The organism is Paraburkholderia sp. D1E (assembly GCF_052682275.1).
This window is the reverse complement of record NZ_JBQYMB010000001.1, coordinates 7,119,339-7,145,732: the sequence shown is the minus strand read 5'-3', so window position 1 is coordinate 7,145,732 and position 26,394 is coordinate 7,119,339. Positions and strand designations below refer to the sequence as shown.

Sequence of the window (26,394 nt, the reverse complement as noted above, 5' to 3'; positions counted from 1 at the left end):
GATTTAGGTATTGTCATCCGGTTGTGGTGACGGATCGCTCGCTGACAGGGCGGGCGGACGCGCTGTAACCGGCAGTCTCTGACGTACTACGGAATCACATGAGCGACTCTTCTTATAGCGACGGCGCCGCCGCGCAGCCGGCAAACAGGCCGGAACAGGCGGCGCCCCGGTTGATGCTTCATGGCATCACCAAACAATATCCGGCCGTACGCGCCAACGACGACGTCACGTTGATCGTCGCGCCGGGTGAAATCCATGCCGTGCTCGGCGAAAACGGCGCCGGCAAAAGCACGTTGATGAAAATCATCTACGGCGCGGTGCGTCCCGACGCCGGTGAGATCCAATGGGAAGGCCAGCCGGTCGAGATCGCGAGCCCCGCTGCGGCGCGCAAGCTCGGCATCGGCATGGTGTTCCAGCATTTCTCGCTGTTCGAGACGCTCACGGTCGGTGAAAACATCGCGCTCGCGCTCGACGAACCGTTCGATCTGAAGACGCTGGCGAGGCGTATCCGCGAAGTCTCCGCCGACTACGGCCTCGACATCGACCCGCAACGTCACGTGCACAGCCTGACGGTGGGCGAGCGGCAGCGCGTCGAAATCGTGCGCTGCCTGCTGCAGAACCCGCGTTTGCTGATCATGGACGAACCGACTTCGGTGCTCACGCCGCAAGCGGTCCGCAAGCTCTTCGCGACGCTGCGGCGTCTCGCTGCAGAAGGGTGCAGCATTCTCTACATCAGCCACAAACTCGACGAAATCCAGGAGTTGTGCGACACCGCCACGGTGATGCGCGGCGGCCGCGTGACCGGTCACGTGACGCCGAAAGAAGAGACGCATGCGTCGCTCGCGCAGTTGATGGTCGGCCATTCGCTGCCGGATTACACGCGACGTGAACATAAGCCGGGTGACGTGCTGCTCGACGTGAAGCAGTTGTCGGTGGAGAGCGACGACCCGTTCGGCACCTCGCTCGATAACGTGTCGTTCGGCGTGCATGCCGGCGAGATCTTCGGCATCGCGGGCGTGTCGGGCAACGGGCAGGCCGAATTGCTGTCGGCACTCTCGGGTGAAAAGCGCGGCACGCGTGCCGATGCTGTCACGATCTGCGGAAAGGCGGCAGGTCGTCTCGGCGCTGGCGGCCGGCGCGCGCTTGGTTTCGGTTTTGTGCCGGAAGAGCGCCTGGGCCGCGGCGCGGTGCCTGCAATGACGTTGTCGGAAAACGCGCTGCTCACGGCACATCGTCAGCAGATGGTGAATTCCGGCTGGATCAAGGCGGGCGTGATGCGTGCCTTCGCCAAGCGGTGTATCGAAGCCTTCGACGTCCGTTGCGGTGGCGCTGAAGCGTTGGCGCAAAGTCTCTCCGGCGGCAATCTGCAGAAATACATCATGGGTCGCGAGATTTTGCAGGCACCCAAGGTGCTGGTGGTCGCGCAGCCGACCTGGGGCGTCGACGTCGGCGCGGCGGCTTTCATTCGTCAGCAGTTGCTCGACCTGTCCGCAAGCGGCGTGGCGATTCTGGTGATCTCAGAAGAGCTGGAAGAATTGTTCGACATCTGCGATCGCATCGCGGTGCTCGCAGGCGGCAGACTCTCGCCAGTGCGTGCCACGGGGGCGACCAACGCCGAAGAAATCGGCCGCTGGATGGCGGGCCTGTTCGGCGACCGCGAGGGCGCGGCGCCGTCGGCGGAACAGCCGGCGCATGCCTGATCAGATAGATGCGCGATCGGATAGCTGATCGACGCTAAAGCACCATAAGCACCAGAACCAGACATAAGCACTCACATAAGCACACGCTCCCATGATTCTTCCGTATCGACTCGAAGCACGCACGACGCCCTCGCGCACGATGCAGCTTGCCGTGCCGCTGATCGCCGCGTTGCTCACGCTCGCGATCGGCTTCCTGATCTTCAGCCTGGTCGGCCGCGATCCACTCGAAGCCATGCATGCGTTTTTCATCGAACCGCTTGCCAGCGTGAACGGCTGGTCCGAACTGCTGCTGAAGGCTTCGCCGCTTTGCCTGATCGGCCTTGGTCTCGCGATCGGCTATCGCGCCAACGTCTGGAATATCGGCGCTGAAGGGCAGATGCTGCTCGGCGGCATCGCCGCCAGCGGTGTCGCAATCTACTTCGATCAGGCCACCGGCTGGTGGATTCTGCCGACCATGATGGTCGCCGGCGTGCTCGGTGGCATGGCGTGGGCCGCGATTCCCGCGCTGCTGAAAAGCCGCTTCAACACCAACGAGATTCTCGTCAGCCTGATGCTCACGTATGTGGCCACGCAGTTGCTGATCTATCTGGTGAGCGGCCCGTGGCGCGATCCGCAGGGCATGAACTTTCCGCTCTCGGAGATGTTCAGCGGCGACGCGTTGTACCCGACATTTTCTGGCGACTGGCACTGGAAATGGCTGCGCGGCACGCGGCTGAACGCGTCGGTATTCGTCACGCTGATCGCGATTCCGTGTGCGTGGCTCTTCATGCGCAAGAGCTTCGCGGGCTACAGGATGAACGTCGGCGGTCTCGCGCCGCTCGCCGCGCGCTACGCCGGGTTCTCCGACAAGAAAACCATCTGGACCTCGCTGCTGATCAGCGGCGGCCTGGCGGGCCTCGCCGGCATGGGCGAGATCTCCGGTCCGATCGGTCAGTTGCAGGCGACATGGTCGCCGGGCTACGGCTTCACCGCGATCATCGTCGTGTTCGTGGGGCGGCTGCATCCGGTCGGCATCGTGCTCGCGAGCTTGCTAATGGCGCTGCTGTACCTCGGCGGCGAAGCGGTGCAGACCTCGATGCAATTACCGCAGGCGCTTTCCGGCGTGTTCCAGGGGCTGCTGCTGTTCTGCCTGCTGGGTGCCGACCTGTTCGTGAACTATCGCGTGCGCCGGCGCTCAGTCGCCGCGCAAGCCCACTGATTTTCCCGCCGGATCCCCATGGATATTCAACAAGCCAGCGCGCTCACCTCGAGCGCCGTCTCCGCCGCGATCCCGCTGATGTTCGCAGGCGCGGGCGAACTCGTCACCGAGAAGTCGGGCGTTCTCAACCTCGGCGTCGAAGGCATGATGCTGATGGGCGCCGTGACCGGCTATGCGGTCACCGCCATTACCGGCAGCCCGTGGCTCGGCGTGGTCGCCGCGATCGGCGCGGGCCTCGCGATGTCGATGCTGTTTGCGTTTCTCACGCTGACCATGCTCGCCAATCAGGTCGCCACCGGCCTCTCGCTGACGATCTTCGGCATCGGCTTGTCGGCCTATGTCGGCAAGCCGTACACGTCGGCGGCCGTGCGCGCCACGATCGACACGTGGACCATTCCGGGGCTCTCGAAGATCCCGGTGCTCGGCCCCGCATTCTTCAGCCTCACGCCGCTCGATTACCTCGCGTTCCTGATGTTCGCGGTGATCTGGTGGTTCCTGTACCGCACGCGTGCGGGCCTCGTGCTGCGCTCGGTCGGCGAATCGCCGCAAGTGGCGCACTCGGTCGGCTTTCCGGTGGTCGGCGTGCGTTACGGCGCGGTGGCCTTTGGCGGCGGCATGGCGGGGCTCGCCGGCGGTTATTACTCGATCGTCAACCTGCACTTGTGGCAGGAGCAACTCACTTCGGGCCGCGGCTGGATCGCGCTCGCGCTGGTGGTGTTCGCGACATGGCGCCCGGGCCGTCTCCTGATCGGCGCGCTGCTGTTCGGCGCCGTGACCGGCCTGCAGTTTTACGCGCAGGCCATCGGCGTGCCGGTGCCGACGCAATTTCTCGCGATGCTGCCGTACGTCGCGACCATCGTCGTGCTCGTACTGATTTCGCGCAACCCGAACACAATTCGTCTGAATGCACCCGCATCGCTTGGCAAGCCGTTTTTCTCGGCGGGCTGACACGGTTGCCGTTTCATATGACCGACCACACGTTTCAAATCAATCGACAAACACGACAGGAGAGAACATGAAGAGAAGAAATCTGCTGACCGCTTTCGCTTGGGGCGCGGCCTCACTGGCGCTCGCCGCGCCGCTCGCACAAACTGCGCAAGCTGCCGACGCACCGGGCGTTGCGTTTGTCTATCTCGGCAATCCTGGCGACGCCGGCTGGACCTTCGCGCACGATCAGGGCTCGAAGGAAGCGGAAGCGAAGTTTGGCAACAAGATCAAGATCACCCGCATCGAGAACGTGCCGGAATCGGCCGACTCGGAACGAGTGTTCCGCGATCTGGCAAACAAGGGCAATAAAATCATCATCGGTTCGAGCTTCGGCTATCAGGACTTCGAGTTGAAGGTCGCGAAAGATTTCCCTGATACGGTGTTCCTGCACGCAACCGGCTACAAGAAGGCGCCGAACTTCGGCACCTATGACGTGCGCATGTATCAGGGCGCGTACCTGGCCGGCGTCGCCGCGGGTTATGTGACGAAGACCAACACGCTCGGCTTTGTCGCGTCGGTGCCGATTCCTGAAGTGATCCGTAACATCAACGCGTACACGCTCGGCGCGCGTTCGGTGAACCCGAAGATTCACACCAAGGTCATCTGGATCAACAGCTGGTTCGATCCGGGCAAGGAAAAGCAGGCCGCTGAAACGCTGATCGGCCAGGGCGCCGACGTGCTGCTGCAAAACACCGATTCGAGCGCGACGCTCGCGACCGCATCGGAAAAGCACGTGCATGCGTTCGGCTGGGACTCGGACATGAAGAAGTTCGGTCCTGAGGCGCATCTCGGTTCGGTGGTCGCGCACTGGGGCGTGTATTACAACGCGGCTATCCAGCAGGTACTGGACGGCAAGTGGAAAAACGATCCGGTGTGGTGGGGCATTCCGCAGAAGGCCGTCAATCTTGAAGATTTGAACACGTCGGCGATTTCGGCTGATGCGCAGAAGCAGGTCGCGGCGAAGCGCGATGAGCTGGCAGGCGGCAAGTGGGACGTGTTCACCGGTCCGATCAAGGACCAGTCCGGCGCGGTGAAGGTGCCGGCAGGCAAGACGCTGACCGATCCGGAACTGCAACGCCTGAACTGGTATGTGGAAGGCGTGGACGGTTCGCTGCCGAAGTAATCTGGCTTTCGCGGTTGTCGTGAGCGAATCGTGCAGCGATTGGCGGGATCAGGATCGATCGGGTCACGAATGACCGCGTAATGGCGGAGTCGCGATCGACCAGGCGGCGGTCCCGGTAACCGCTGCACTAAAAGCTGCGTCCAGTACGGACGCAGCTTTTTTGCTTCAGATGATGTGTTGAATATGTCTCAGGCGAAGCGCTAGTCGATGCGCAGGCCGACCTTGATGGTCACTTGCCAGTAGGCGACCTTGTCGTTTTCGATCTGGCCCCGCGTTTCCGTTACCTCGAACCAATGCAAATTGCGCAGCGTCTTCGACGCTTTTGTAATTGCGGTGCTGATTGCGTCGTCGATCGATTTGGTCGATGAGCCGGTCAGTTCGATTTGCTTGTAGACGTGTTCCGACATGGACTTCCTCCTTTGATCTTCGTTGGTGTGAAAAAAGTATAGGCAATGGATCGCGGCCGGCATCGCTCGTATGGGTTAGTCATCTCGCACATCGCATGCCCGATATGCCGCGATGAGGCGAGGCCGTTATGATGTCCGCGCAACTCAATCTGAAACCTGATGAGGCTTGAAAGTGGAAATTGGTTTTTGCGGTCCTGGCCTGATGGGCGCGCCGATGATCCGGCATCTGCTGCGCGCGGGGCATTCCGTGCACGTCTGGAATCGCACACGGGCCAAGGCGGAAGCGTTGTTGGCGGATGGGGCCAAGGTGGTCGATACGCCGTGCGAACTCGCCTCGCGATGCGAGGCGGTGCTGCTGTGCGTCGCGGATGCGGCGGCGGTTGAAGAAACAGTGTTCGGCGCCGAGGGACTCCTGAGTGGGGATGCCGCTGCGCCGAGACGCGTGCGCTGGATCGTCGATCACTCGAGCATTCCTCCGGCCGCGACGCGCGCGTTCGCGCAACGTGCGGCGGCGGTGGCTACGGTCGCGGTGGAAGGTGTGATTGCGGCTACGGGCCAGGGTGGGCCAGGGCGACAACCTGATGGCACAGGCACAGGCACAGGCACAGGCACAGGCACAGGCACAGGCACAGGCACAGGCACAGGCACAGGCACAGGCACAGGCACAGGCACAGGCACAGGCACAGGCACAGGCACAGGCACAGGCACAGGCACAGGCACAGGCACAGGCACAGGCACAGGCACAGGCACAGGCACAGGCACAGGCACAGGCACAGGCACAGGCGCCACAAACGTCGGCTGGATCGATGCACCGGTATCCGGTGGTGTAGCGGGCGCGACCGCAGGGACGCTCGCGATCATGGCAGGCGGCGCGGCAGTGGACGTCGAGGCGGTCACGCCGCTCCTCGGTGCGTATTCAGCCCGTGTCACGCATATGGGCGAGGTCGGTGCAGGGCAGACTACCAAGCTCTGCAATCAGACCATCGTCACCGCGACCGTGGCGGCGATCGCCGAGGCGGTGAGCCTGGCGCAACGCAGCGGCATCGACGCTTCCAAACTGACTGAAGGCCTCGCCGGCGGCTGGGCGGATTCCGTACTGCTGCAGATTTTCGTGCCCCGCATGACGCAAAGCGGCCTCGCGCCGATCGGCGCATTCCGTACGTTCCAGAAGGACGTCGACACGGTCGCCGCGACAGCGTACGAGACTGGCACGCCGATGCCGGTTTCGTCGACGGTCCAGCAACTGCTGCGACTCGGTGCGGCGATGGGGCTTGCAGAAGCCGATCTGTCGGCCTTCATCGACGTTTTGCAGACGCCGCGCGGCGGCTAGAAGGCGCCCGGAAGACGTGAGGCGCGTGTGAACGCAGCGTGAAAGCGGCGTCAAAACGCGGGAGCACGGCGCGTGCGTGGGTTGAATTCGCGATAACCTGTTAAAATGTTAGGTTGTTCGCCGATATCACATTCAAAGGACGTGTCGTGCTGTCTACCGCCAATATCACCATGCAATTCGGGCCAAAGCCCCTCTTCGAGAATATCTCTGTCAAATTCGGGGGAGGGAACCGCTATGGCCTGATCGGTGCGAACGGCTGCGGCAAGTCGACCTTCATGAAGATTCTGGGTAGCGATCTGGAACCGAGTTCCGGCACCGTGATGCTCGAACCGAATGTGCGCCTCGGCAAGCTGCGCCAGGATCAGTTCGCGTATGAAGACGTGCGTGTGCTCGACGTCGTGATGATGGGCCACGCCGAAATGTGGGCCGCCATGAACGAGCGCGACGCGATCTACGCGAACCCCGACGCGACTGACGACGACTATATGCACGCCGCCGAACTCGAAGCGAAGTTCGCCGAGTACGACGGCTACACCGCCGAAGCGCGCGCGGGCGAACTGCTGCTCGGTATCGGCATCGCGATCGAAGACCACAACGGCCCGATGAGCAACGTCGCACCGGGCTGGAAACTGCGCGTGCTGCTCGCGCAGGCACTGTTCTCAAAACCGGACGTGCTGCTGCTGGACGAGCCGACCAACAACCTGGACATCAACTCGATCCGTTGGCTGGAAGACGTGCTCAACCAGTACAACTCGACGATGATCATCATCTCGCACGATCGTCACTTTTTGAACCAGGTCTGCACGCACATGGCCGACATGGACTTCGGCACGCTGAAGGTCTATCCGGGCAATTACGACGACTACATGCTGGCCAGCACGCAGGCGCGCGAGCGTCAGCAGAACGCCAACGCCAAGGCGAAGGAGCGCGTCGCCGACCTGCAGGACTTCGTGCGCCGCTTCTCGGCGAACAAGTCGAAGGCGCGCCAGGCTACCAGTCGTATGAAGATGATCGACAAGATCAAGATCGAGGAATTCAAGCCGTCGTCGCGGCAGAACCCGTTCATCCGTTTCGAATACGAGAAGAAGCTGCATAACATCGCGGTGGTGGCGGACAAGATCTCGAAGAAGTACGAGCGCTCGATCTTCAACGATTTCAGCATCAGCGTGCAGCCGGGCGAGCGTATCGCGATCATCGGCGAGAACGGCGCGGGTAAAACCACGCTGCTGCGCTCGCTGCTCGGCAAGCTTGCGCTCGATCACGGCACGGTGAAGTGGGCCGAAAACGCGAACATCGGTTACATGCCGCAGGATACGTACGAAGAGTTTCCGGACGACCTCACGCTGATGGACTGGATCGACGGCTACCGCCAGGAAGGCGACGACGAGCAGATGGTGCGCGGCACCCTCGGCCGTCTGCTGTTCAATGCCGACGACATCCGCAAGTCGGTCAAGGTGCTCTCCGGTGGTGAGAAGGGCCGCATGATCTGGGGCAAGCTGATGCTGGGCCGCCACAACGTGATGCTGATGGACGAGCCGACTAACCACATGGACATGGAATCGATCGAATCGCTGCAGATCGCGCTCGACAAGTACGAAGGCACGCTGATTTTCGTATCGCACGACCGTGAGTTCGTGAGCGGTCTTGCGAACCGGATCATCGAAGTGAAGACCAACGGCACGTTGAACGACTTCGGCGGCAATTATGAAGACTTCCTGTTGAGCCAGGGCGTGCAGTAAGCGCTTTCTGTACCCATTCCTGATGTACCCGATTGTACCCATTGGTTGTCCCGGTGGGTACATTAGTGGTGTGTGTCTGTTCGAAGAGGTGCATCAGCGTTGGGTAAAGAAGTAAAGCTTATAAATCAATCGCGTATGCCCGGTTCAAACAGGCGTTTTCCGGGCGATTCGCCATCGCAGTGTTTTGTAATTGTCCTGCGAGTTGACGTTTGACGTAAGGCGAACGCAGGATGCGGAACAGTAGCGCTGTTAGCACTGCAGGCCTGACACTGCCGCATCAAGGCCAGTACGAATCCTGTGCGCTCGAAATCGTTTCTTTAAATCAAGGCTCTACTTGGGATCTTACGAATAGAAATCCTCTGCAGTGCTTTGAAGCATAGTCAATGTTTTGCTTCCCATAACGTTTCCCTGCCCGGCGAAGTATCCCGCGTATTCAATGAGGGATGTTTTTCGGTCGAGAAACGGATGTGCCCCTCCGAATTTCTTCAAGAAAGCCTCTAATGCGTCCAACGCGCCGGGCCGAGCTTCATTAGAGCTTTTTCCTTTGATAAGGGGCAGAGTTAGATCTGAGGCTGAAAATTCAGCGAGCTTGCTCGCCGAAAATATTGGTCGCTGTAAATTTGCACCACGAGCGATAAGGATAGTTCTAACACACCATGCGATGCGCCGGTTCAAGAAAGAAAAATTATTGCTCGTGCTTGAATTATCAATCAACATCCACGCTATATCCGAAGCGAATTGAATTTCAGAATCGTAAGAACCCTTAAAAGTGAAAGTCTCTTTCAATTGTGAAAATTCATTGGTCGGATCGTAAAGAACCTGTGCTTCATTTACTATGTGCAGCATAAAAAGATCGCCTTGCCTTGCTCTTTCGAAAGCAAGCGGTCGCGGATAGCTGGCGATATTGGTGTTCTTTTGCACAATCATCTGATACTGAAGGTCAGTCGAAATGGCAAAAAGATCAATATCGGAATGTATATCTTCGTCCTGACGTGCGCGACTTCCGTACAATGCTAGTGAGGTAATTGTCATCAGCGAACTCGACTAATGCGATTAATGACGGTGGGTACAAAGATCGCATACCACCATAACCCAAGAAAGGCATTTATCGCGTACGACGTCTGTTCAAAGAAGCGGCTTCCGGCCAAGGCGTGTTTGGTGTATCCAAAAAGTAGCGTTACGTCGAACGATTTCATGGCTGTCTCCTTGAGTGGCGGCGACATCCCCAGGAAAAATCGCCATGCGAAGTAGTACCACCCTGCGAATGCAGCAGCGATGATCAATCCCACAACCGCAGGTCGTGCAACGCTTGCGCCCCAATTATTTATCGTTCCTGAAATTCTTAGCAATACCGATTCGACGTAGAACAATAACAGCGACGCGATATTGACTATGATTGATATGCGATTTTTTATATTGTACTTGCAAACGATTTGTTTGGATCGAATGATTTGTCTTAGATATGTTTCGACGGATCTATAATAGGTTGCATCGTCTCCGCTGCGTTCATTGTTCGATAGAATGAGTCTGGCAACTTTCGTTTTTGTCTGCTCCAGGCGCATCGTTTGATACAAAGCATCTTTGTTAAATTGACTCAATACGCCTGAATCTAAGTTTGTCCAGGCAGCGGCTATAAATTCAAGGGGATTGCTTACGCTCGTATCAAAAAACTTAGTTTCAGTGCCCGATATGCCAATTTTTTCCCATTTGCAAGTGATAAATTGACTTTGTTCAAAGGTGGTCATTGTAAATGAACATTTTTTGAACTCACAGTTTGAAAATTTTGCATTTTTCCAAGAACATGAGCCAAAGTCGCAACCGACGAACGTGCAATTCTTGAACGTCACGTCTGCAAATTGCCCCTCGAAATCGCAATCGGCGAACGCAAACGTACTTACGGGCCATCGTGTTTGGGCGCGACTTCGCATGAGAGCAGCCAATTCGAAAGCGCGACACAATTGATTTTGAATGCCTGTTTTTCCAGTTACATCCCAGTCATACACGGCGACGGGTGCCGCTGAGTTTGGGTTAAACACTGGTTCCCAATAACTTTTTGTCCGTTTGCCGCGAACCCGAAGAACAACAATTTCCGGTGTAATCGAGCCACTCGCATGCTGAGCAGGGTTGACCGGTGTTGCTGAGTTGGCGGGGTTCGCTAAATCGCCGCTGTTGAGTGCCGGAGATATTGGGTTATCCATGGGATGAATTGGTGGCGTCACAGATTGTAGTGTTAAGGGCGCACTTGGTAACTGGTACCCAAATTTCATATTGTACCGTGGCCCGACCCGTTGCCGGTGGTGCCATCCTCGCGCGTAGCTTAACTTTCGCCGTGACAGAAGCGGAGCCGGTACGTCAAGCACATTTTATCCGGCGATATGCATATCCACGCCACGCAGGCGAAGGTCCTGGCGCGTATGGCTCGCGAAGAAAACGTTCTGACGCTGGCTAAGATTTGCGGTCATAAAGCCCTCTCAATGCTTCAGAACACGTACTAGCAGGTGACGGCGGAGGATATTGCAGCGCGGTTTTGTATGTCGGCTAGGCGGCAACGGTGCTACACTACAAAAAAATTTAGAGGTGCACGATGCCAACGAAAGACCCGATAAAAAACGGGGTAAAGACCGAGCGCAATACTCAGCCCGTGCAGGTACGAATGCTCAAGTCCCAGATAAAGGTTCTAAAGGCAATCGGAGACATTGAGGACCGTACAGCCAGCGCGATCCTTAGAGAGCTTGCAGACGGCTACATACGATACAAGCGTCTAACCGAGACCGACCCGGACAAGCTGGCTATATTGCTCAGTACCATCAGCCTCACCAAATACGATGAGGAAGTGGAGACCGTTGATAACTGGCCGTACGAGTGGGCCAACGGTGCACCCGCCGCCCCGGACGATTCTGAATAAAACTATCAGCCGCCGCGAAACAATAGTAAATATTGTTCGGCGGTTTTTCTTTTCAGTCTTGATGGTAGTGAAGCTTGCTGGCATACTTCAGTTCGTCATTGGTAGTGTAGCTAGCTACCTAGACATTCTCCCGGATTGGTGACCGGGATTCATGGAAACCCCGGCTCCCCCGGCCCTAGCCTCTCCGAGAAGTCAGACGGGAATTAAACGGGAAGATTACTAACTAGCCGCAACGGGTCTGAGCGTCAGGGAAACCTGGGGACAAGATGGGCCGCACGGGTCGCTACGGGGACTCAAACAACGGAACGGCTAGACGAACTGAGAGGTTCGATAAGGGGATTTACGGAGTCTCCTTATCCAACCAAGGAGGACTGTTATGCGGATAGACCATCGGACGCCATACGCCACGCCAACGGCGGAGAGGCTACCTGAGTCAGCTAGAAAACCCGTGCGACGGATTAATCACGAGGCGTATAAGGCTCCGGGCTACGGGGAAACCAAGACTAGCCCGCTTAGAGGTGACACGGAACGCAACCCTGCCGTGAATCACAGCACAGGTAATGATTGTCTTGCGCTTAGCCGCATGTTCCCGAACCAGCGGAGGCGCATGGCGGGGCGTATGGCGGCGCAACTCACAACTCACGGCGAAACGGACCAATGAGCAAGACTATTCATATCGAAGTACCGGGACTTGATGAGCGCACGGCGCACCGCCTAGCAATCGCTACGCTGACACACTACGGCTTTGAAGTCACGCAAGCATCTACGAAACAACGCGGTAACGTCGCGCGGGTCATGATTATGGCGCGCCACTGTTCCAACGAGCATGAGAGTGCAGCGCGGCTTGCTGCGTGTGCACTGCCCACGGGGGCGCGGGTAGGGATAGACCACCGTAATCCGTTTCACTAACTAGCCTTGTTCGTAGATCGGATAGTTCGCGATTGTAAAATTAGGAGTGCATGTGAAAGATAGAGCAATTTTGCTGTTTGTATGTTTGTGCGTATGGATTGGTAACGCCGCTATGGTGTGGCATCCGGTCCACTTTGTTTAACTAGTGGTATTACCAACAGGAGAGAAAATCCATGGTCTCAGGGGAGATCACGGCGCGACGTAAGCCACGCGGCAGCGAACTGCGCACAATGAGTTTCAAGACTCGGCCTGATATGCAAAGGGCGGTTCGTATCTGCGCCGCTGAGCAAGACCTAGACGTAAGCGAGATTATCCGCCGCGCTCTAGCGAAGTACTTGGAAGCGCAGCACCCGTAGCCCGTTACTGATAAACCGCGCTCACGTCTAATGCGGATAAATTTAGGCATTCTAAATATAAGGAAGTATATGGATAAGATGTTTTCGGAATTCGTCGTTAAGGCGATTACAGAGGATGCCCGTGAGTTTGAGGGTATCGCAAGCACACCGACCGTCGACCGCGTAAAAGATATCGTGGACCCGATGGGCCTCACGTTCCAGAGGGAGGCACCTTTGCTGCTTGGCCACGACCATTCACGGCCTGTCGGTACGGTTACTTTCGGAGCGCCCAATGCTAACGGCCTCCCGTTCAAAGCCAAGATTGCAAAGGTAGACGAGGACGGCACGGTTAAGCAAAGGACGGATGAGGCTTGGCACAGCGTCAAGAGCGGAATTATCAAGGGCGTGTCTATCGGGTTCCGTCCGGTCAAGTCGCAGCCGCTGTCAAATGGCGGGACACTTTACAGCAAAGCGGACGTACATGAGCTTAGTCTCGTATCGATACCCGCAAATCCAGATGCTGTCATTACCGCATTCAAATCAACTCAATTTCACTATCAAAAGGACATGACCATGATTGAACCTATCCGCATGCAAAACAAGACGTTCATCCGTGCAGCTATCGCCAAGGCAGCGGACGGGCACAACGCCGCGCTATACGCCGAGAACCGATGGGGCGAACATTCTACGGAAGCAACCTACATCAAGGCTGCCGTAAATCCTATGGTGGCGGGCGCTGATGCAACTGGAGCGCTAACAATCGGAAAGCTTAGCCGCTCGGAATTCGTCCAAGCTGTTTATAGCCGATCAATCCTGGGCCAACTGCAAGGTTTGGTGCAGGTTCCAGCTATTACTCGCATCAACGTGGAGTCGTCGCCCGTAGCCGGTGCTTTCTTTGGCGAAGGAACAGGTATGCCTCTGGCTCAGGGCAATATTGGCGTGTATCTGTCGGATAAGCGAAAAGCAGGCGTGTGCACTGTGATTTCGCAAGAACTCGTTCGAGCGACCGACGATACTGCGGAGGCGACCCTAACAGGCATCCTTGTGCGAGCCCTTAGCCGAGCCATTGATAACGCATTTGTTGGTACTCAAGCTCGCGACAATGTATCCCCGGAAGGCCTTGGGGCGGCAGCTACACAGGCTATCGGCTTTAGTGCAGGTGTTTTGGCGTTCACCGGGGACATTACTCAAGCTTGCGTGCTTGTGAACCCGCTTACCGCAATTTCGCTGCGTAGCCCTACAGAGACTCAAATTACGGCGCGCGGCGGATTCTATGGCGGAATGCCCGCGATTTGCTCGTATGGCGTTCCTACGGGAAAGCTGTTCATTACGGATGCAACCCGCGTACTTGCCTACATCGGTGATGCGGTAGTGGATGCTATGGGACACGCGGACGTTTACGGTCTTTCGGGCGTGGCAGCTAACGTGCCAGTGAATATGTTTCAGACGTCCCAAGTTGCCCTTGCTGCACACCAGTATATCGACTGGCAATTTGTTCCAGGCGCAGCGGTGGAAGTCGCACTCTCGGCCTGATCTTATGCGGTGGGCGGCTTAGCCGCCCGTCAAACAATAAGGAATACTATGGAAATGACATTTGAAATCGATGGCTTGCTTTCCGGGAAAGATGAAAAGGCGCTCAACGAAATCATAGCAGCGGCCCATCGGGACAACAGCACGGCAAGACTCGTAATCGCACGAAATGATCTGATCACAGCCGCCGCTCTGCATCGATTGATTGCAATGCAATTGCAGGAGGCGGAGCGCCAATGATCCGAGCCGAACGTAACCGGGGCCTCCCTCGCGGCATCCGGCTCATTGGCGGAGAATATGAAGTCCGGGGGATGAAGGTGGTCCCCGGACAGTATGTGCGGAGGGTGGACGGCTCGTACGGTCCGGTTTTGAAACGGGTGAGGCTTGGCCGCGTTCCGTCACTTGCCGCAGCTATCCGCCTCCGGGCGGACTTCATCAGTGCACAGGGGGCGCACAATGTCGAATAACCGTGCGCGTGTTGTTCGCATGGCGGAAGCTATGGGCGTACTGACCCGCATGCGGGGTCGTAACGGTCAAACGTTCGCAAGGCCAACCTCCGAAATTCGTATTGGCGTACTAGAGGCTTTGTATGGACAGTCACAAGGGATGGTCCGGTGCGTGTCTATCAACGAGCTAGACGCGCGGCTTGAGCGCGCTATAAAGGTGCGTAAGGGCATGTATGGCTATAGCCTGAGAATGGCTCAATACCATCTGTGCGCCGGTAACAACGCGCGGGACGAGGCTAACCGCCTTTGGTTGCTACCTAGCAGACCGTAGGCGGGTTATGGCGGCTCTTGCAGAGACGAGAGAACACCTTGCGAAGGCCGCTAAGTTTCAGAGCCAGCATGAGGCCTCGCGGTAATGGCCTCCGGATTGCAGATTTGGAACGGGTCCGGGCAGATCTTGCTGGACACGTCAGACCGATGCGGTCGTATCAAGGGGACTGTGCAGATCAAGGGGCAAGCGGGAAGTATGGCTTGTGACATGTCGGATGGCGTCCCTTGGTGGTCTTTTCAACCCGATTTTCTGTACGCGCATATCTCCAACCAAACTCCTCCGCCGATAGTCACGATTAACTCTAGTGGTATCTCTTGGACCTACAGTAGTACATCGGGAATGAATTTTCCAAACCCTATTACGGGTTGGTTATTTTACGGGGTCTATTAAGGTCTCAACCGTAGGCGGTCCGCCCGTTGGCCACTGGACTAGCCGATATAAAATAGGTCATATGATACGGAGTACTATGGATGGCAAGTAATAACGAGGTAAAGGTAAGGGTCTCAGCGGATTCGTCCGGGTTTACTGCGGCTATTGACAAAGCGAATCAACGTATTTCCGCCTACGCGGCTAGCACGGGGCGTGCTAAAGAGGTGTTGGAGAATTTCCAAGGCGCGCTGGAGGAGTCAGGGGCTGCGACTAGCAAGCAAGTCCAGCAAATCGCGCAAGCGGTTATGCAAATGGACAAAATGGCTAGCACGGCGGGTAAGACTCGTGCGGAGTTGGCCTCCATGAAAGCGGAGAGCTTAGGTATTTCCTCAACAATGAAAGGCTATATTGCCGATATTGACGAGGCTACTAAGCATACGCACGGGTTCTCCCTTGCTAACGCGGGCGCGCAACGAGAGTTGTTAGTCCTAGCTCATGAGTTGTCACAGGGTAACTTTAAGCGGTTCGGCGGCTCGCTCATGGTGTTGGCGAATCAGACTAACTCAATATCGATGCTCCTTAATCCGCTCGCGCTTGGTATCGGTGCGGTGGCCGCTACAGCGGCACTGTCGGCGGAGATTGTCCATAAGGCGGCGGAGGAGCTTGAGACCTACGCGGACGGCGTACAGAAGCTCTCGCAGCAGACCGGCCAAAGCACCAAGAGCATTCAAGAGTGGTCTTACGCTACGCGCTCCGTTGGTCTTGATGCTAAGGATTCCGCAAAGGCTGTCGTAGCGTTGGGCGAGGCGCAGAACAAAGCGGTAGAGGGAAACAAAAACGCGGCTAACGCATTTACCGCCCTCGGTATCAGTATGCAGCAAGTTAAGACTGACTCCCCGCACGATATGTTGCTTGAGGTTGCGAACGCGTTCCAACAGTCACAAGATAGCGCCGCTAAGGCGGCTGTAGCGCATGAGTTGTTTGGCGAGGCCGGAGAAAAACTAATCCCATTGCTGGACAAGGGTAGCTCCGGTATCGCGGAGTACACCGACAAGGCTAACGCCCTGGGCGGTGTCCTCTCCGATAACACCATCAAGCAACTAGCGGCGATGAAGGAACACACGGAGGAGGCGCACGCGGAATGGGAAGCAATGACCATGCACGCCAAGGCGCAACTCATCCCGGCTATCGAATCGATTACTAGCGCATTCTCCGATAACTCGGCAATGGGACCGCTAGTGAACCAGTTCTACGCCGGTGTGCTGGAGACCTTCCGGGTTGTCGCTACGTCAGCGGCGACAGTGGTCACGGGCCTAAATCAGGTTGGCACGTCTGTCACCATGCTTAGCAAGATGGCTAACGACCTCGGCAAAGGTAGTTGGTCGGCAATCGTTGAGGATGCTAAGAACGGGTACGCAGACCTTAAGAAACAGGGCGACTCCTACGCGGCCTTTACTAAGAAACTGTGGGACGATCAAAAGTCACTCGCTACTCCGCACCTCGGCCCCACGGGCAATAAGAAAATTCATTACGCCAAGGGTGAGAAGGCCCCAAAGAAGGGTAACGATAATGAGCTTAACGGAGAGATTGCAGAGCTAAACACTCAGCTTAAGGGCATTGACGATAGCCGAAAGGAACACCTAGACAATATCAAGTCCGACTTTGATAAGGGTCTGTTGAACTATCGGGACTATTACGTCCAGGTGATTGCGACTAACGAGGACTACTTTAAGCAAGAGGAGGCTATCCAGCAAAAGCGCCTTGAGCTTGCCAAGCAAAAGAAAAACATTGCTGCGGCGCAGAGTGCACGGCAAGAGCTTAACCGTATCGAGCATGAGCGGGTAATTGCTGCGCAAAAGGCGTCTACCGATTTGGGTAAGGAGTGGCAAAAGCGCGCGGAGGCCACGACCAAGTATGCGGACCAAGAGCAGGCGGCTACTCGCGCTCTCATTCAAAGCTACGCGAATGGCGACGCCCAACGCTTCATGGCGCCTCAGCAAAAGACCGACTACACGGGCGAGATTAAGCTACTCAACACGTACTACCAGGACGTTGATAAGCTGAGAGAGCAATTCGACTCCAAGCAAATTGACCAACAATCCTACGATGATCGGACGCAGATTGCCGCTCAAGCCTACTCGGATCGGTTAGCGCTTTACAAGCAACATTTAACGGACGAGCAAACGATACGCGAAAGCTACCAAGCGCAAATCAAGCTGTCTATCGTAGGTATCGGCAGCGCGGGCAAGACTAACGCACAGTACGTTGGTGAGGCGTTTACCTCCGTGTGGGCGAGCATGTCTAGCGCGTTGGACCAATTCGTTACTACGGGCAAGCTCAACTTTAGCCAATTCGCTAGTAGCGTCGTCGCGGACATGGCTAAGATCGCGCTCCACGCAGCGGAAATGCAAGTTTTCCAAAGTGTGTCTAGCTCTTGGGCCGGGTTCTCTGACGGCGGCTCTGTCGGTCACTACGCGGACGGTGGCTCTATCAGCGGCGCGGGTACGGGGCGTAGCGATAGCATCCCGGCAATGCTCTCTAACGGGGAGTTTGTGGTTAACGCCTCGGCGGCTAATCAAAACCGTAGCTTGCTTGAGTCTATCAACTCCGGCCAGGTTGCGCACTTCGCGTCAGGTGGTGCGGTTGGTGACGCTCCGGCTAGCTCCTCCTCGTCCAGTGGTAGCGGTTCCGGCTCTGGTGATCTGCATTTTCACCTAGACGGCAAGGGGCGAGGCGGTTTGACTGCGGAGGATGCTAAGGCGTTGCTCCCGGTGTTTCAAGCGCTTGTAGATAAGCGCATGGACCAAAAAATGCGCGGCCAAGGCGGATATAGCTATCAACAGAAATACGGACAAATTTAGGTCCGCTAGGGCGGGCTAACCGTAAATCGGCGCGCCAAACACTTTCAAAATTGAGGATAACGTATGAAATCAAATAACGTAACTAACACCGCAGAACGTGACGTAGCGCTTACCCGTGCGCTTTCGCCGCTTATCGCCAAGCTGTACGAGTTGGACCCCGCTAGGGCTAGCGCTGATTCGAGCGCGATCATTAAGACCTTGCAGGCGGCAAAGTAACTATGGCACGTAAAAGCAAGTCAGATCGAATCCATGAAATTTTGCTGTTGAACCCGGCTCTAAGCCGGGATGACCCACGGATTGGTGAGCTTATCAACGCAGAGGCGATGCTACGGAAAGCGCAGCGAGAGGCCAAGAATGCGCCGGTAACGGTAGCGTCCGCAGCGGGGACGGCTAAGCGTAGCCCCGAATGGGTAGCCGTGGATAGCGTTAATACGATGGTCCGCAGGCTACGTAATGATCTAGGTATTGATCGACTATCGGTTAAGCGTAGCGAGGCCTCAGGCGTCAAGGTTAAGCGCAGTACGGAGGCGGACAAGCTGTTAGCACTACACGGGGCGGATTACGCTACATGCCGAATGCTGATTCCGGGCCTCGCCGCATTCCTAACCGTGCATGGAATCGCAGCGGAGGATATGCCGGACCACAGCCGGGAAGCATTTACGACCGACCTAGCAGACCAAGCGCACCTGATAGAAGGACTAGCGGAGCGCATTAAGGCTTAGCTCTTGGTCCCCGAGCGAGTGCAAATGGGTGCATGTTTTTGCACTATAGATTCTAAGGTCGGTTCCTTATCCATCAAGGTTTTGCGGCCCGTTTTGCGCTCGAAAAAGTTTAATTTTTAGGGCTTTCGTTAAAACAGAGTGAACCTGTCGGCGCTGAGCCGATGACCTCCGCAATTTTACATACCCCCCCGCCCATTGGTGGCTATCTAATTCCCTGTGTCCGACCCACTGAGAAGGCCGCTGAGCGGTTGCTACGGGTTGGCTAGTACCTGATGGTGGGCGGGAATCACAGTGGTTCTACGGAGCTATAATAAGGAGTGCATATGAGTGAGTGTTCTAAGCATCCACATTGGAAACCTGAGGGAATGGAGTGGCGTTGCCCATTCTGTAGTACACCACGGACCAAGCCTCTTACGGCAAAGCAGCGGGCCAGATTAGCGGCTACGAAAGCTCCACGTATTGATGACCTTAGCGGCCACGCTTGGGGAAAGATACGGGGCCGTATCCGCAAGCGGGATCAATGGACCTGTTGTATCTGCAAGCGCGTGGATTTACATGGTGTTGTAGACCACGTTAAGCCATTGGAGCAAGGCGGGTCCAACGATGACGCCAACTTGCAATATCTGTGTAATCCATGCCATGTGGATAAGACCAACAGAGACCGAGGATTCAAGGTTAAACGTGCATTCGGTCTAGATGGCATGCCGCTAGATGGTAGTTGGTGATACGGTGCTATACGATAACGTAGACGCCGATAGCTATGGAGCCAGTCAGATAACTCCGAGGTACATCGAATGGGAGCCTGATACTACATTGGTCTCTGTGCCAAAGCTGACGCTAAAGCAGGCAGGATGGAAAGCTGTCAAGTACCCTGTGCTGAGAGTATCGGCTAAGTCTTACCTTGATACACAGACAGGGGAAATTATTAGCAAGCGCGATATGTTCGAGAGGCGTGCGCCGGTGCCACGCAATCCTAGTGTCAAGCTAATAGAACAGCTATGCGTATTGAACACGCTTAAGAAGCGGGTCAAGGACTTGGCCGTGTTTCTTCTCAGCATGCGGAACAGTAGAGGCTCATTCGTGTTACCTCTGGAGCGTCTTATCGATGGATACATAAATCGTCAAGGTAAGGTGACTCGTATCGCGAGAGCAAGGGGTCAGCATTTTGAACTGATAGGAGACATTGCGCGGGCCGGAATCATTGCTAACGAGCAGGCTCTAGGCAGCTTGTTCCAACGGCATGGTATCAATACGACTCAATCCGTACTTGAGGAATCGTTCATTTGGTACGGCTGGCCGGGAATCTTCTCGGGTAAATCTGTATGGGCTCCCTGACTTTCCGACTCGCAGAGTGTGTATTACTACAAGCAATCGGCCGGAAACCCTTGTCAGGTATAGAAAGTGCCTTCAAAAAGGTGGCTCGCTAGGCCACGTTTTGTGACATGGAGGCAATTGGGAGGGGAGGCAATGTGGGGAGCAGACCGGTCTTATGTTGCCTGTCTGCAACTTTCGACTACCAAAGGTACGCGACCGCTGACGAGCTAAGGGACGATTTGAAATGCGTGTGCTATGTTCTTGTTCGAGTTGGGCTATAGGCTTCGGGGTGGGGAAGGGCCTTATGCCTATTGGATAAAACGTACATAAGACCTTGACATGCGGTTCAATGAATATCACCTTTATCGAATCAAGTTTATCAAGCCTTCACAGGTGTCGCTATTTGATCCTGGGCTAACTGCTAGGGAATTGTTTGAGCGGGGCTTGGGTGAAAAGCCTTCGCTGGAGTTGAGGCATAACAATATCTGGCATATCGGAAATATTGAACATATTACGGCGGATGCCGGTAGGTTCGCAGTGGGGCGGATTACAAAGGCGACTGTCGAAAAATACGACGAAGGGACTGGAGATTTTCAGGAGGTGCTTGATGATTCGGGGCCGTACACGTTTGTCTATTTCGATGCCGGCTATGGTGTTTTGGGAATTGGTAGAAAGTCGCGGGTAGCCAATGATGTTGGCTCTATCGCTTATAAAATTGAGCGACTAATGCAGTCAACTGCTGGCGTTGTCGAAAATGAGATAACTGTCAGAGTTGATAGGATTCGCGACCCGGAAACATTTGTTCAGAAAATTTTGGGTGCTTACGCGGTAAAGAAATTCAAGGCTAATTTTACAGGGCCGAATCCTATTGATGCTGACGAGCTATTTCAAAAACCATTATCCTATTACTGTCAACAATTGAACGGCGATCAGGGTAGTGTCTCTGTGGCTGGGCAGTCACTCAACGAGGACGCTGTAATAGCTGTCGCTAAATCCACGGCCGCTACAGGGAACGCAGCCTCAGCCGTAATCTTGGAGGAGCAGGGTAAGCCACCGGTTTCAATATCGTTCCACGGTGACGCTAGAAAGGTTGCTGTTGACGCTGAAGCCGGGAAGGAAGCGACTCTACGTGTGATACAAACTGCTTACCATGAGGTCCGGGGTGATTAAGGAAAAACGGGTGTCGTCAATGGTCGAATTGGCACACGAGCTTAATGCCTTGCCGAATCCATATGTTTTTCGCGGTCAAGCAGACGCGGCTTGGAAAATTGAGTCGACCTTGGAGCGCCTGCTGGGCAATGGGTGGTCTGCCGATTTGGCTAGAAAGTGCGAAGATCACTCGCTGAATTCATTCAAATCAAAATACAGAATATATTGTGGTGGGGAACATCGCCCAGAATCGAAGTTGGCATGGTTGTCGGTTATGCAGCACTATGGTGTTCCGACGCGTTTGATAGACTTCACCACAAGTCCATATATTGCACTATATTTTGCACTGGAATCATATGATCCCAGATCCGGGCGCGATTTTTCAATATTTTATTTAAACTACTCCGATCTTATGGAGAGATCGATAGATTATATAAGAGCGCGGGATCGAATGTTCAATGAGACTAGGGTTTCAATAAATGAAAAGCAGGATGAAATTTTTGAAACGGTAATTGATAGATATTCTTATGATATTGCATGGGTTTCAGAGCCCGTGGAGGCAAATGTTAGAATTGATCGACAAATGGGGACTTTCTTAATATCTGGGGGGTTGAACCGCCGCGCTATGGAGATAATTTCTAGTGACGTGTACGATGGTGTCGATATGGCGAAAATAGTTATACCGGCGTCTCTGTATGAGGGCGCAGTCGTCGCGTTGCGAAAAATGGGAATAAATTCAAAAACAATATACGGGGATCTTGGTGGGCTGGCGAAATCTATAAAGATGGAGATGAGCGTCTATTTCTAGTGCTAACTATGTGAGCGCGCTGGACGTTCTTAAGGGAACTTTGGAAAGTTGGCACACCGGAGAATTTCCGTATCCAACTATATCGCAGCTGTCACCACCATGATATCAACATTGTCAGCAACGTACCTGCCGCAAGTCTTTTTGCAGACGCCGCTCCCAAACTGGATTGTGGTGTCGGGCGGTTCCTCACCGTGGTACCTAGATGCATTGAAGGCAGCGGTAATCGAGTGGGTCATCTCTGTTCTTTCTTGCAACGCCACAGAAAATATAACGGATCGTCTTTTAGCGCGGCCTGCTTCTCCTTCCATGCGCTGTATTCTTTCGATAATAGCGCGAGTCCTCCCGCACCCGCGAGACCGGCTATTGCTGCGGGGATGCTGGCTTGTGAGGTTATCGCCGTATACGCCAAACCCACGGTCGTAACCGATGCACCGGCAAGACTGACAGCGTAACGACTCAGCAACCCCTTAAATTTTCTCTCCATCATGTCTAGCTTTGGGTTTACCACGTCTTGAATTACTTCGCGAGCAACGTTTGGTTCCTTTGCGTCCTTGACGGCGGACTTGATAGCAACCCGCAAACTTGCAACTAAATCCGCCTCATCCGCAAGGATACTAGCTAGTTTCGTATATGAGAGGTTGGCGAAGTACGGGACGGTGATATCAAAAAGATCTTTGTGTGCTGGATTATCTATCCCTTGGCTCACAATTGGGATCGTCTCGTTTTTTCGTTCCGAATCAATCGTCCATGCGGCGAGTGGGCTGTCGGATTGGATATTAAGTAATTTCCACTCCCTACTTCCATCGGGGGCGACTTTCTCCACGTACATAGCCGCACGCTCGGGAGCGACTACAAGGCGTCCCTGATTGATGATTGCGGAAAGCTCTCTGAGCAAGCCTTCACTTTCTTTGCCTTCTGGGAGGACAAACGCCGGAGAGAAATCCGGTAAATTATCAGGGGTTAATCCTAGCTCCTTCATATGGGCGATTTCCATATTTAGCGCTAGACCTGATTTGCCGAACGTTTCTTTCGCAGCCTTCCCTTGGGGTACGATCAATTGCAGCGTACCAGCGGTGGGTAGAACTACTTGAGTCAGTTCATTAAAGATAAGGGAAAAGCGAAGAATATCGGGATTAGCCGCTAAGGCTTTAGCGCTTATCGAAGCTTTCAGGAGATTAGGAGACGCACAATAGTCTAGTGCCGCTGCTAGCTCTCGTATGTATACCGAAAAATACTCGTCAAGACTGATCGAAGCGGCCAAGGATAACCGCGACCTAAACCCGTCTCTGATGGGTCGAATGCTGTCTTGGGAGTCACCCATCATATTTCCGCCGAGAAGTTATGCGGTGAGTGTACCGTGCCAGAATGTCTCTCGACAATCAAACCGAGAACGTAACGCCGTGCCCTTCGAACTTATCTAGCGCCTCTACTAACGGGCGTAACGGGAAGAACTCGCCACCGTAGAAAGTTCCGCGAGGTGCTACGGTTTGTACAGGTTGTCAGGATGAAGTGAAATACGGACCAGCGAACGGACTATTTGGTGCTGCGTTTCTGGCGGCTGCGGTGGTGGGCTATAAGGTCGGGCATATGCTGCCTGATTCTATGTCGTTCGGCGGTTGGATCGCTGGACTAGCAGTGTTTGGCGGTCTGTCAGCCGTCATTCAGAAATTTTACGGGGACCGGGTGGTGTTCAATCGTGTATATCGGACGCGATAAAAAGAATGCGGGCTGGGTACGGGGCTTGGCTAGGCCATAGCCACTCTACCGACCCGTGTCAAGAGGTTCAGGAGACACTTAGCAACAGTTTGTCTATCTCCTCAATTGGGATCGATCCTAGAGCGTTAAGGCGAACCCGATTGTGGATCAACACCTTGCGTACCGTAGGTCTGCTGCGGCCTAGCATTTCGGCTGCCTGAGAAATCGTGACGTGGGGCGGCCTTGGGTGTCGATTCGCGTATATCTCTACGGCCTTGACTGCGATCATCAGGGCGTCTGCCTCAGTGATGCTATTCGCGGTAGTAGAAGGGGGATAAGGGCCGGGAACGTCACGCGTTCCAATGCGCTCTGTTCTGACGTGATGCGTTCTTACCTTGGGCATCGTCCCTCCATGTAGCTGCTTGTTCGTTGAGCATTTGTAGGATAGCTCAGCGCTCGAAGGATCGATAGCGAAACACCTATGTGTCCATGTTTCGGCGAAACTGTTGACATATAGTATGTACTCCATATGAAATTGTTGCGCTGCTACTAGTGCGTTGGCTACACTCGGTCAATTCGCTATGAGGAAGCACGATGGATAAAGACCTTTGGTCGTATATTCTTAAAGGCGTTACGAGCGGGCCGGATATGCGTGCACCCTCCGTTCAAGACGGCTACATTCCACCCGCCGCTGGTATGGCCTATGCGCGCCTCGTTGGCTACTTTGAGATTGGTAAGCATGAGGAAGCGAACGCGACCGGGGATATGGTTCTCCGTGACAAGGTGGACCTCGTTTTCGAACTGTCCGGCCCGAATCATCAACCGCGTAAGTTTGATGACGGTACGTTGGCTCCGCGCCGCGTTACCGTACAAGAGACGCTATCGCTGGACTATCGGGCCAACTTCTTTAAGCTCTTTACTATAATGAATGATGCCCATGGTGGGGCGCATAGGCACATGGTTTTGCTTTTGGGTAAGCCGTTTATCGTTGAGGTGTTCCATCGTAGGAGCAAGGACGGTAAGAAGGTGTACGCGGGTCTCAAAGGGCTGGACGGCTACAACGTGCGCGGGACGACCGTTCAAGACGCGGTTACAGGTAAGCAATCTGTGATTGTGGTTGAACCCCCACTTACTGAGCTTAACGCGTTCGTTTGGGAACTGGCTAATAGGGACATGTGGGACAGCATTCATATCCCCGGCTTCTATGAGGAGCGTAAGGACGAAAATGGCGAAGTAATCGCCCCGGCTCGATCAAAGAACGTCCTCCAGGAGAGAGTCATACGCGCTAAGAATTGGCCGGAGCTTGCGGCTAGTCTAGGGGTTAGCCCAACTTCTTAGCCAAGTCCTCCGCCCGCAGGTGGGTGTAGCGCTGGAGCATCTTGAGATTTTTATGTCCGGTGATGGCCGCAACCTCCATTACGTTTAGTCCTTTCTCGAATAGGCGGCTTGCTGCTTCATGGCGTAGATCGTGAAAGCGTATGTTTCCGAGTCCGCACTGTTGCCGAACCTCCCGAAACGCGTATTTCATCGCGTGCTGTGTGAGCTTAAATACCCGCCCGGTGTGCGGCGGCGGACACCATGTAAGGGCCTCGATTGCCTTTGTGGATAGCGGGACTCTGCGTGGGGTACCGTTTTTTGTCATGGGTAGCAGGGCGGTACGGGCGTCCAGGTCGATATGTTCCCAACGGAGTTTGGCTATCTCTCCCTGACGCATCGCTGTTTCTATGGCGAGAATGATTGCTGGTGCTATCTCCCGGTTAAATTCGATAGCAGCGGCAATGAGCCGCCCATCGTCACCCACGGACAGCCGGATATCACGGGGTAGCGGCAATTTGGGGCGGCGGAATCCGTGGACAGGGTTGCTTGTAAGGCCCATGTCCCACTCGTCTATTGCGACCCTGTACACGGATGCTATTGCGTCCAGTTCGCGACCTACAGTGCTAGTCGCCACCTCGATTACACGGCGGTCCCGCCATTCCGCCAGATGCGACTTACCGAGGGAGTTGGCGGCCACCGCGCATAGCTTCTTTTCCGTGCGGAGCATCCGGCTCAGTACAGAACGTTCCCACTTACCGTTACGGCGGGAGGGCGCTACCTGGTCTACGTACTTGCGGAAAAGGTCTCCTACTGTTGGACCTTCTACGGGCTTGGACTCCTGAGCGGCCCATTGCTCTGCCTCATACTTGGTCGCGAACGTCCGGGATTGGATCGGTTGACCCTTGACGCGTACTTTTACCTGCCATTTTGTCCCACGGGGGATGATTGAGGCCATTCCTGCTCTCCAAGTGATTGAAAAGTATCAGGAATGGGGTTCGTATCGCACGACCGTGAGTTCGTGAGCGGTCTTGCGAACCGGATCATCGAAGTGAAGACCAACGGCACGTTGAACGACTTCGGCGGCAATTATGAAGACTTCCTGTTGAGCCAGGGCGTGCAGTAAGCGTTCCTCGCTTCACGGTGTAGCGTAAAGCAAAAGCAAAGCCCGCTTCTTCGAAGCGGGCTTTTTTCATGGGCGCGCGACTTCAATCCCCCCTCT

Annotated in this window: 20 protein-coding genes; 15 read left to right on the top strand and 5 right to left on the bottom strand. The window is 55.3% G+C overall.

Features of this window, described 5'->3' with window-relative positions; genetic code table 11:
• Positions 1-98: 98 nt before the first annotated feature.
• The 4 genes from ACUN0E_RS32170 (at position 99) to ACUN0E_RS32155 (ending at position 5,008) form a co-directional block, all read left to right on the top strand.
• Positions 99-1,700 carry an ABC transporter ATP-binding protein gene (locus tag ACUN0E_RS32170; RefSeq protein WP_408519189.1) on the top strand — a complete coding sequence of 534 codons (1,602 nt, stop codon included), beginning with the start codon at positions 99-101 and terminating at the stop codon, positions 1,698-1,700.
• A 91-nt stretch (positions 1,701-1,791) separates the two neighbouring features.
• Positions 1,792-2,898 (top strand): ABC transporter permease, encoded by a 1,107-nt coding sequence (locus tag ACUN0E_RS32165; RefSeq protein ID WP_445569104.1) that lies wholly within the window; start codon positions 1,792-1,794, stop codon positions 2,896-2,898.
• Between the two features lie 18 nt (positions 2,899-2,916).
• Positions 2,917-3,846, top strand: coding sequence for an ABC transporter permease (locus ACUN0E_RS32160; RefSeq protein ID WP_408335834.1), 930 nt, complete (start codon positions 2,917-2,919; stop codon positions 3,844-3,846).
• 67 nt (positions 3,847-3,913) lie between these two features.
• Entirely contained in the window at positions 3,914-5,008 is a 1,095-nt protein-coding gene (locus ACUN0E_RS32155) for a BMP family ABC transporter substrate-binding protein (RefSeq protein ID WP_408209634.1), read from the top strand.
• A gap of 200 nt (positions 5,009-5,208) precedes the next feature.
• On the opposite strand, the gene ACUN0E_RS32150 is transcribed toward ACUN0E_RS32155, so the two are convergent.
• Positions 5,209-5,415: a dodecin gene (locus ACUN0E_RS32150; RefSeq protein WP_074283352.1), complete on the bottom strand. Its 207-nt coding sequence runs from the start codon at positions 5,413-5,415 to the stop codon at positions 5,209-5,211.
• Positions 5,416-5,587: 172 nt separating this feature from the next.
• Between ACUN0E_RS32150 and ACUN0E_RS32145 the strand changes: the two genes are divergently transcribed.
• Both ACUN0E_RS32145 and ACUN0E_RS32140 read left to right on the top strand, forming a co-directional pair.
• Positions 5,588-6,745 carry an NAD(P)-dependent oxidoreductase gene (locus tag ACUN0E_RS32145; protein ID WP_445569103.1) on the top strand — a complete coding sequence of 386 codons (1,158 nt, stop codon included), beginning with the start codon at positions 5,588-5,590 and terminating at the stop codon, positions 6,743-6,745.
• Between the two features lie 146 nt (positions 6,746-6,891).
• Positions 6,892-8,484, top strand: coding sequence for an ABC-F family ATPase (locus tag ACUN0E_RS32140; protein ID WP_408389062.1), 1,593 nt, complete (start codon positions 6,892-6,894; stop codon positions 8,482-8,484).
• A 342-nt stretch (positions 8,485-8,826) separates the two neighbouring features.
• Here the strand turns inward: ACUN0E_RS32140 and halB are convergent, their stop codons facing one another.
• Complete coding sequence (gene halB, locus ACUN0E_RS32135) at positions 8,827-9,516, bottom strand: anti-phage Hailong system nucleotidyltransferase HalB (RefSeq protein ID WP_445569102.1); 690 nt, start codon at positions 9,514-9,516, stop codon at positions 8,827-8,829.
• Positions 9,516-10,682, bottom strand: coding sequence for an anti-phage Hailong system effector protein HalA (gene halA / locus ACUN0E_RS32130; protein ID WP_445569101.1), 1,167 nt, complete (start codon positions 10,680-10,682; stop codon positions 9,516-9,518). Before halA ends, halB begins: the two co-directional genes overlap by 1 nt.
• Positions 10,683-11,068: 386 nt before the next feature.
• Between halA and ACUN0E_RS32125 the strand changes: the two genes are divergently transcribed.
• From ACUN0E_RS32125 to ACUN0E_RS32095, 7 genes are all read left to right on the top strand, one after another.
• Positions 11,069-11,389, top strand: a complete 321-nt coding sequence (locus ACUN0E_RS32125; protein WP_445569100.1) for a hypothetical protein — start codon at positions 11,069-11,071, stop codon at positions 11,387-11,389.
• A 1,334-nt stretch (positions 11,390-12,723) separates the two neighbouring features.
• Positions 12,724-14,166 carry an HK97 family phage prohead protease gene (locus tag ACUN0E_RS32120; RefSeq protein WP_445569099.1) on the top strand — a complete coding sequence of 481 codons (1,443 nt, stop codon included), beginning with the start codon at positions 12,724-12,726 and terminating at the stop codon, positions 14,164-14,166.
• A gap of 48 nt (positions 14,167-14,214) precedes the next feature.
• A complete protein-coding gene (locus ACUN0E_RS32115; protein ID WP_445569098.1) occupies positions 14,215-14,403 on the top strand; it encodes a hypothetical protein in 189 nt (62 codons plus the stop codon).
• A 1,007-nt stretch (positions 14,404-15,410) separates the two neighbouring features.
• On the top strand, positions 15,411-18,170 hold the full coding sequence (locus ACUN0E_RS32110; RefSeq protein ID WP_445569097.1) for a phage tail tape measure C-terminal domain-containing protein: 2,760 nt from the start codon (positions 15,411-15,413) through the stop codon (positions 18,168-18,170).
• Between the two features lie 1,045 nt (positions 18,171-19,215).
• The gene (locus tag ACUN0E_RS32105; RefSeq protein ID WP_445569096.1) at positions 19,216-19,617 is read left to right on the top strand and encodes an HNH endonuclease; all 402 of its coding nucleotides are present in this window, start codon (positions 19,216-19,218) and stop codon (positions 19,615-19,617) included.
• 928 nt (positions 19,618-20,545) lie between these two features.
• Entirely contained in the window at positions 20,546-21,376 is an 831-nt protein-coding gene (locus ACUN0E_RS32100; protein WP_445569095.1) for a hypothetical protein, read from the top strand.
• Complete coding sequence (locus ACUN0E_RS32095; protein ID WP_445569094.1) at positions 21,369-22,163, top strand: FRG domain-containing protein; 795 nt, start codon at positions 21,369-21,371, stop codon at positions 22,161-22,163. The genes ACUN0E_RS32100 and ACUN0E_RS32095 overlap by 8 nt, the downstream gene beginning before the upstream one ends.
• 232 nt (positions 22,164-22,395) lie before the next feature.
• On the opposite strand, the gene ACUN0E_RS32090 is transcribed toward ACUN0E_RS32095, so the two are convergent.
• Entirely contained in the window at positions 22,396-23,424 is a 1,029-nt protein-coding gene (locus ACUN0E_RS32090) for a hypothetical protein (RefSeq protein WP_445569093.1), read from the bottom strand.
• A gap of 1,028 nt (positions 23,425-24,452) precedes the next feature.
• Here ACUN0E_RS32090 and ACUN0E_RS32085 point away from each other — a divergent pair.
• Positions 24,453-25,196, top strand: coding sequence for a hypothetical protein (locus ACUN0E_RS32085; RefSeq protein WP_445569092.1), 744 nt, complete (start codon positions 24,453-24,455; stop codon positions 25,194-25,196).
• On the opposite strand, the gene ACUN0E_RS32080 is transcribed toward ACUN0E_RS32085, so the two are convergent.
• Positions 25,180-26,130 (bottom strand): site-specific integrase, encoded by a 951-nt coding sequence (locus tag ACUN0E_RS32080; protein ID WP_445569091.1) that lies wholly within the window; start codon positions 26,128-26,130, stop codon positions 25,180-25,182. The genes ACUN0E_RS32085 and ACUN0E_RS32080 overlap by 17 nt on opposite strands.
• A gap of 33 nt (positions 26,131-26,163) precedes the next feature.
• On the opposite strand from ACUN0E_RS32080, the gene ACUN0E_RS32075 reads away from it, so the two are divergent.
• Positions 26,164-26,298, top strand: coding sequence for a hypothetical protein (locus ACUN0E_RS32075; RefSeq protein WP_445570619.1), 135 nt, complete (start codon positions 26,164-26,166; stop codon positions 26,296-26,298).
• Positions 26,299-26,394 lie beyond the last annotated feature (96 nt).

Excerpts from the sequence above, each read along its gene's own strand:
- ACUN0E_RS32075 (WP_445570619.1), top strand. The coding sequence starts at position 26,164 with ATGGGGTTCGTATCGCACGACCGTGAGTTCGTGAGCGGTCTTGCGAAC.
- ACUN0E_RS32120 (WP_445569099.1), top strand. The coding sequence starts at position 12,724 with ATGGATAAGATGTTTTCGGAATTCGTCGTTAAGGCGATTACAGAGGAT.
- ACUN0E_RS32170 (WP_408519189.1), top strand. The coding sequence starts at position 99 with ATGAGCGACTCTTCTTATAGCGACGGCGCCGCCGCGCAGCCGGCAAAC.
- ACUN0E_RS32105 (WP_445569096.1), top strand. The coding sequence starts at position 19,216 with ATGAGTGAGTGTTCTAAGCATCCACATTGGAAACCTGAGGGAATGGAG.
- ACUN0E_RS32165 (WP_445569104.1), top strand. The coding sequence starts at position 1,792 with ATGATTCTTCCGTATCGACTCGAAGCACGCACGACGCCCTCGCGCACG.
- halA (WP_445569101.1), bottom strand. The coding sequence starts at position 10,682 with ATGGATAACCCAATATCTCCGGCACTCAACAGCGGCGATTTAGCGAAC.
- ACUN0E_RS32155 (WP_408209634.1), top strand. The coding sequence starts at position 3,914 with ATGAAGAGAAGAAATCTGCTGACCGCTTTCGCTTGGGGCGCGGCCTCA.
- ACUN0E_RS32125 (WP_445569100.1), top strand. The coding sequence starts at position 11,069 with ATGCCAACGAAAGACCCGATAAAAAACGGGGTAAAGACCGAGCGCAAT.
- ACUN0E_RS32115 (WP_445569098.1), top strand. The coding sequence starts at position 14,215 with ATGGAAATGACATTTGAAATCGATGGCTTGCTTTCCGGGAAAGATGAA.
- ACUN0E_RS32110 (WP_445569097.1), top strand. The coding sequence starts at position 15,411 with ATGGCAAGTAATAACGAGGTAAAGGTAAGGGTCTCAGCGGATTCGTCC.
- ACUN0E_RS32100 (WP_445569095.1), top strand. The coding sequence starts at position 20,546 with ATGCGGTTCAATGAATATCACCTTTATCGAATCAAGTTTATCAAGCCT.
- ACUN0E_RS32085 (WP_445569092.1), top strand. The coding sequence starts at position 24,453 with ATGGATAAAGACCTTTGGTCGTATATTCTTAAAGGCGTTACGAGCGGG.
- ACUN0E_RS32160 (WP_408335834.1), top strand. The coding sequence starts at position 2,917 with ATGGATATTCAACAAGCCAGCGCGCTCACCTCGAGCGCCGTCTCCGCC.
- ACUN0E_RS32150 (WP_074283352.1), bottom strand. The coding sequence starts at position 5,415 with ATGTCGGAACACGTCTACAAGCAAATCGAACTGACCGGCTCATCGACC.
- ACUN0E_RS32080 (WP_445569091.1), bottom strand. The coding sequence starts at position 26,130 with ATGGCCTCAATCATCCCCCGTGGGACAAAATGGCAGGTAAAAGTACGC.
- halB (WP_445569102.1), bottom strand. The coding sequence starts at position 9,516 with ATGACAATTACCTCACTAGCATTGTACGGAAGTCGCGCACGTCAGGAC.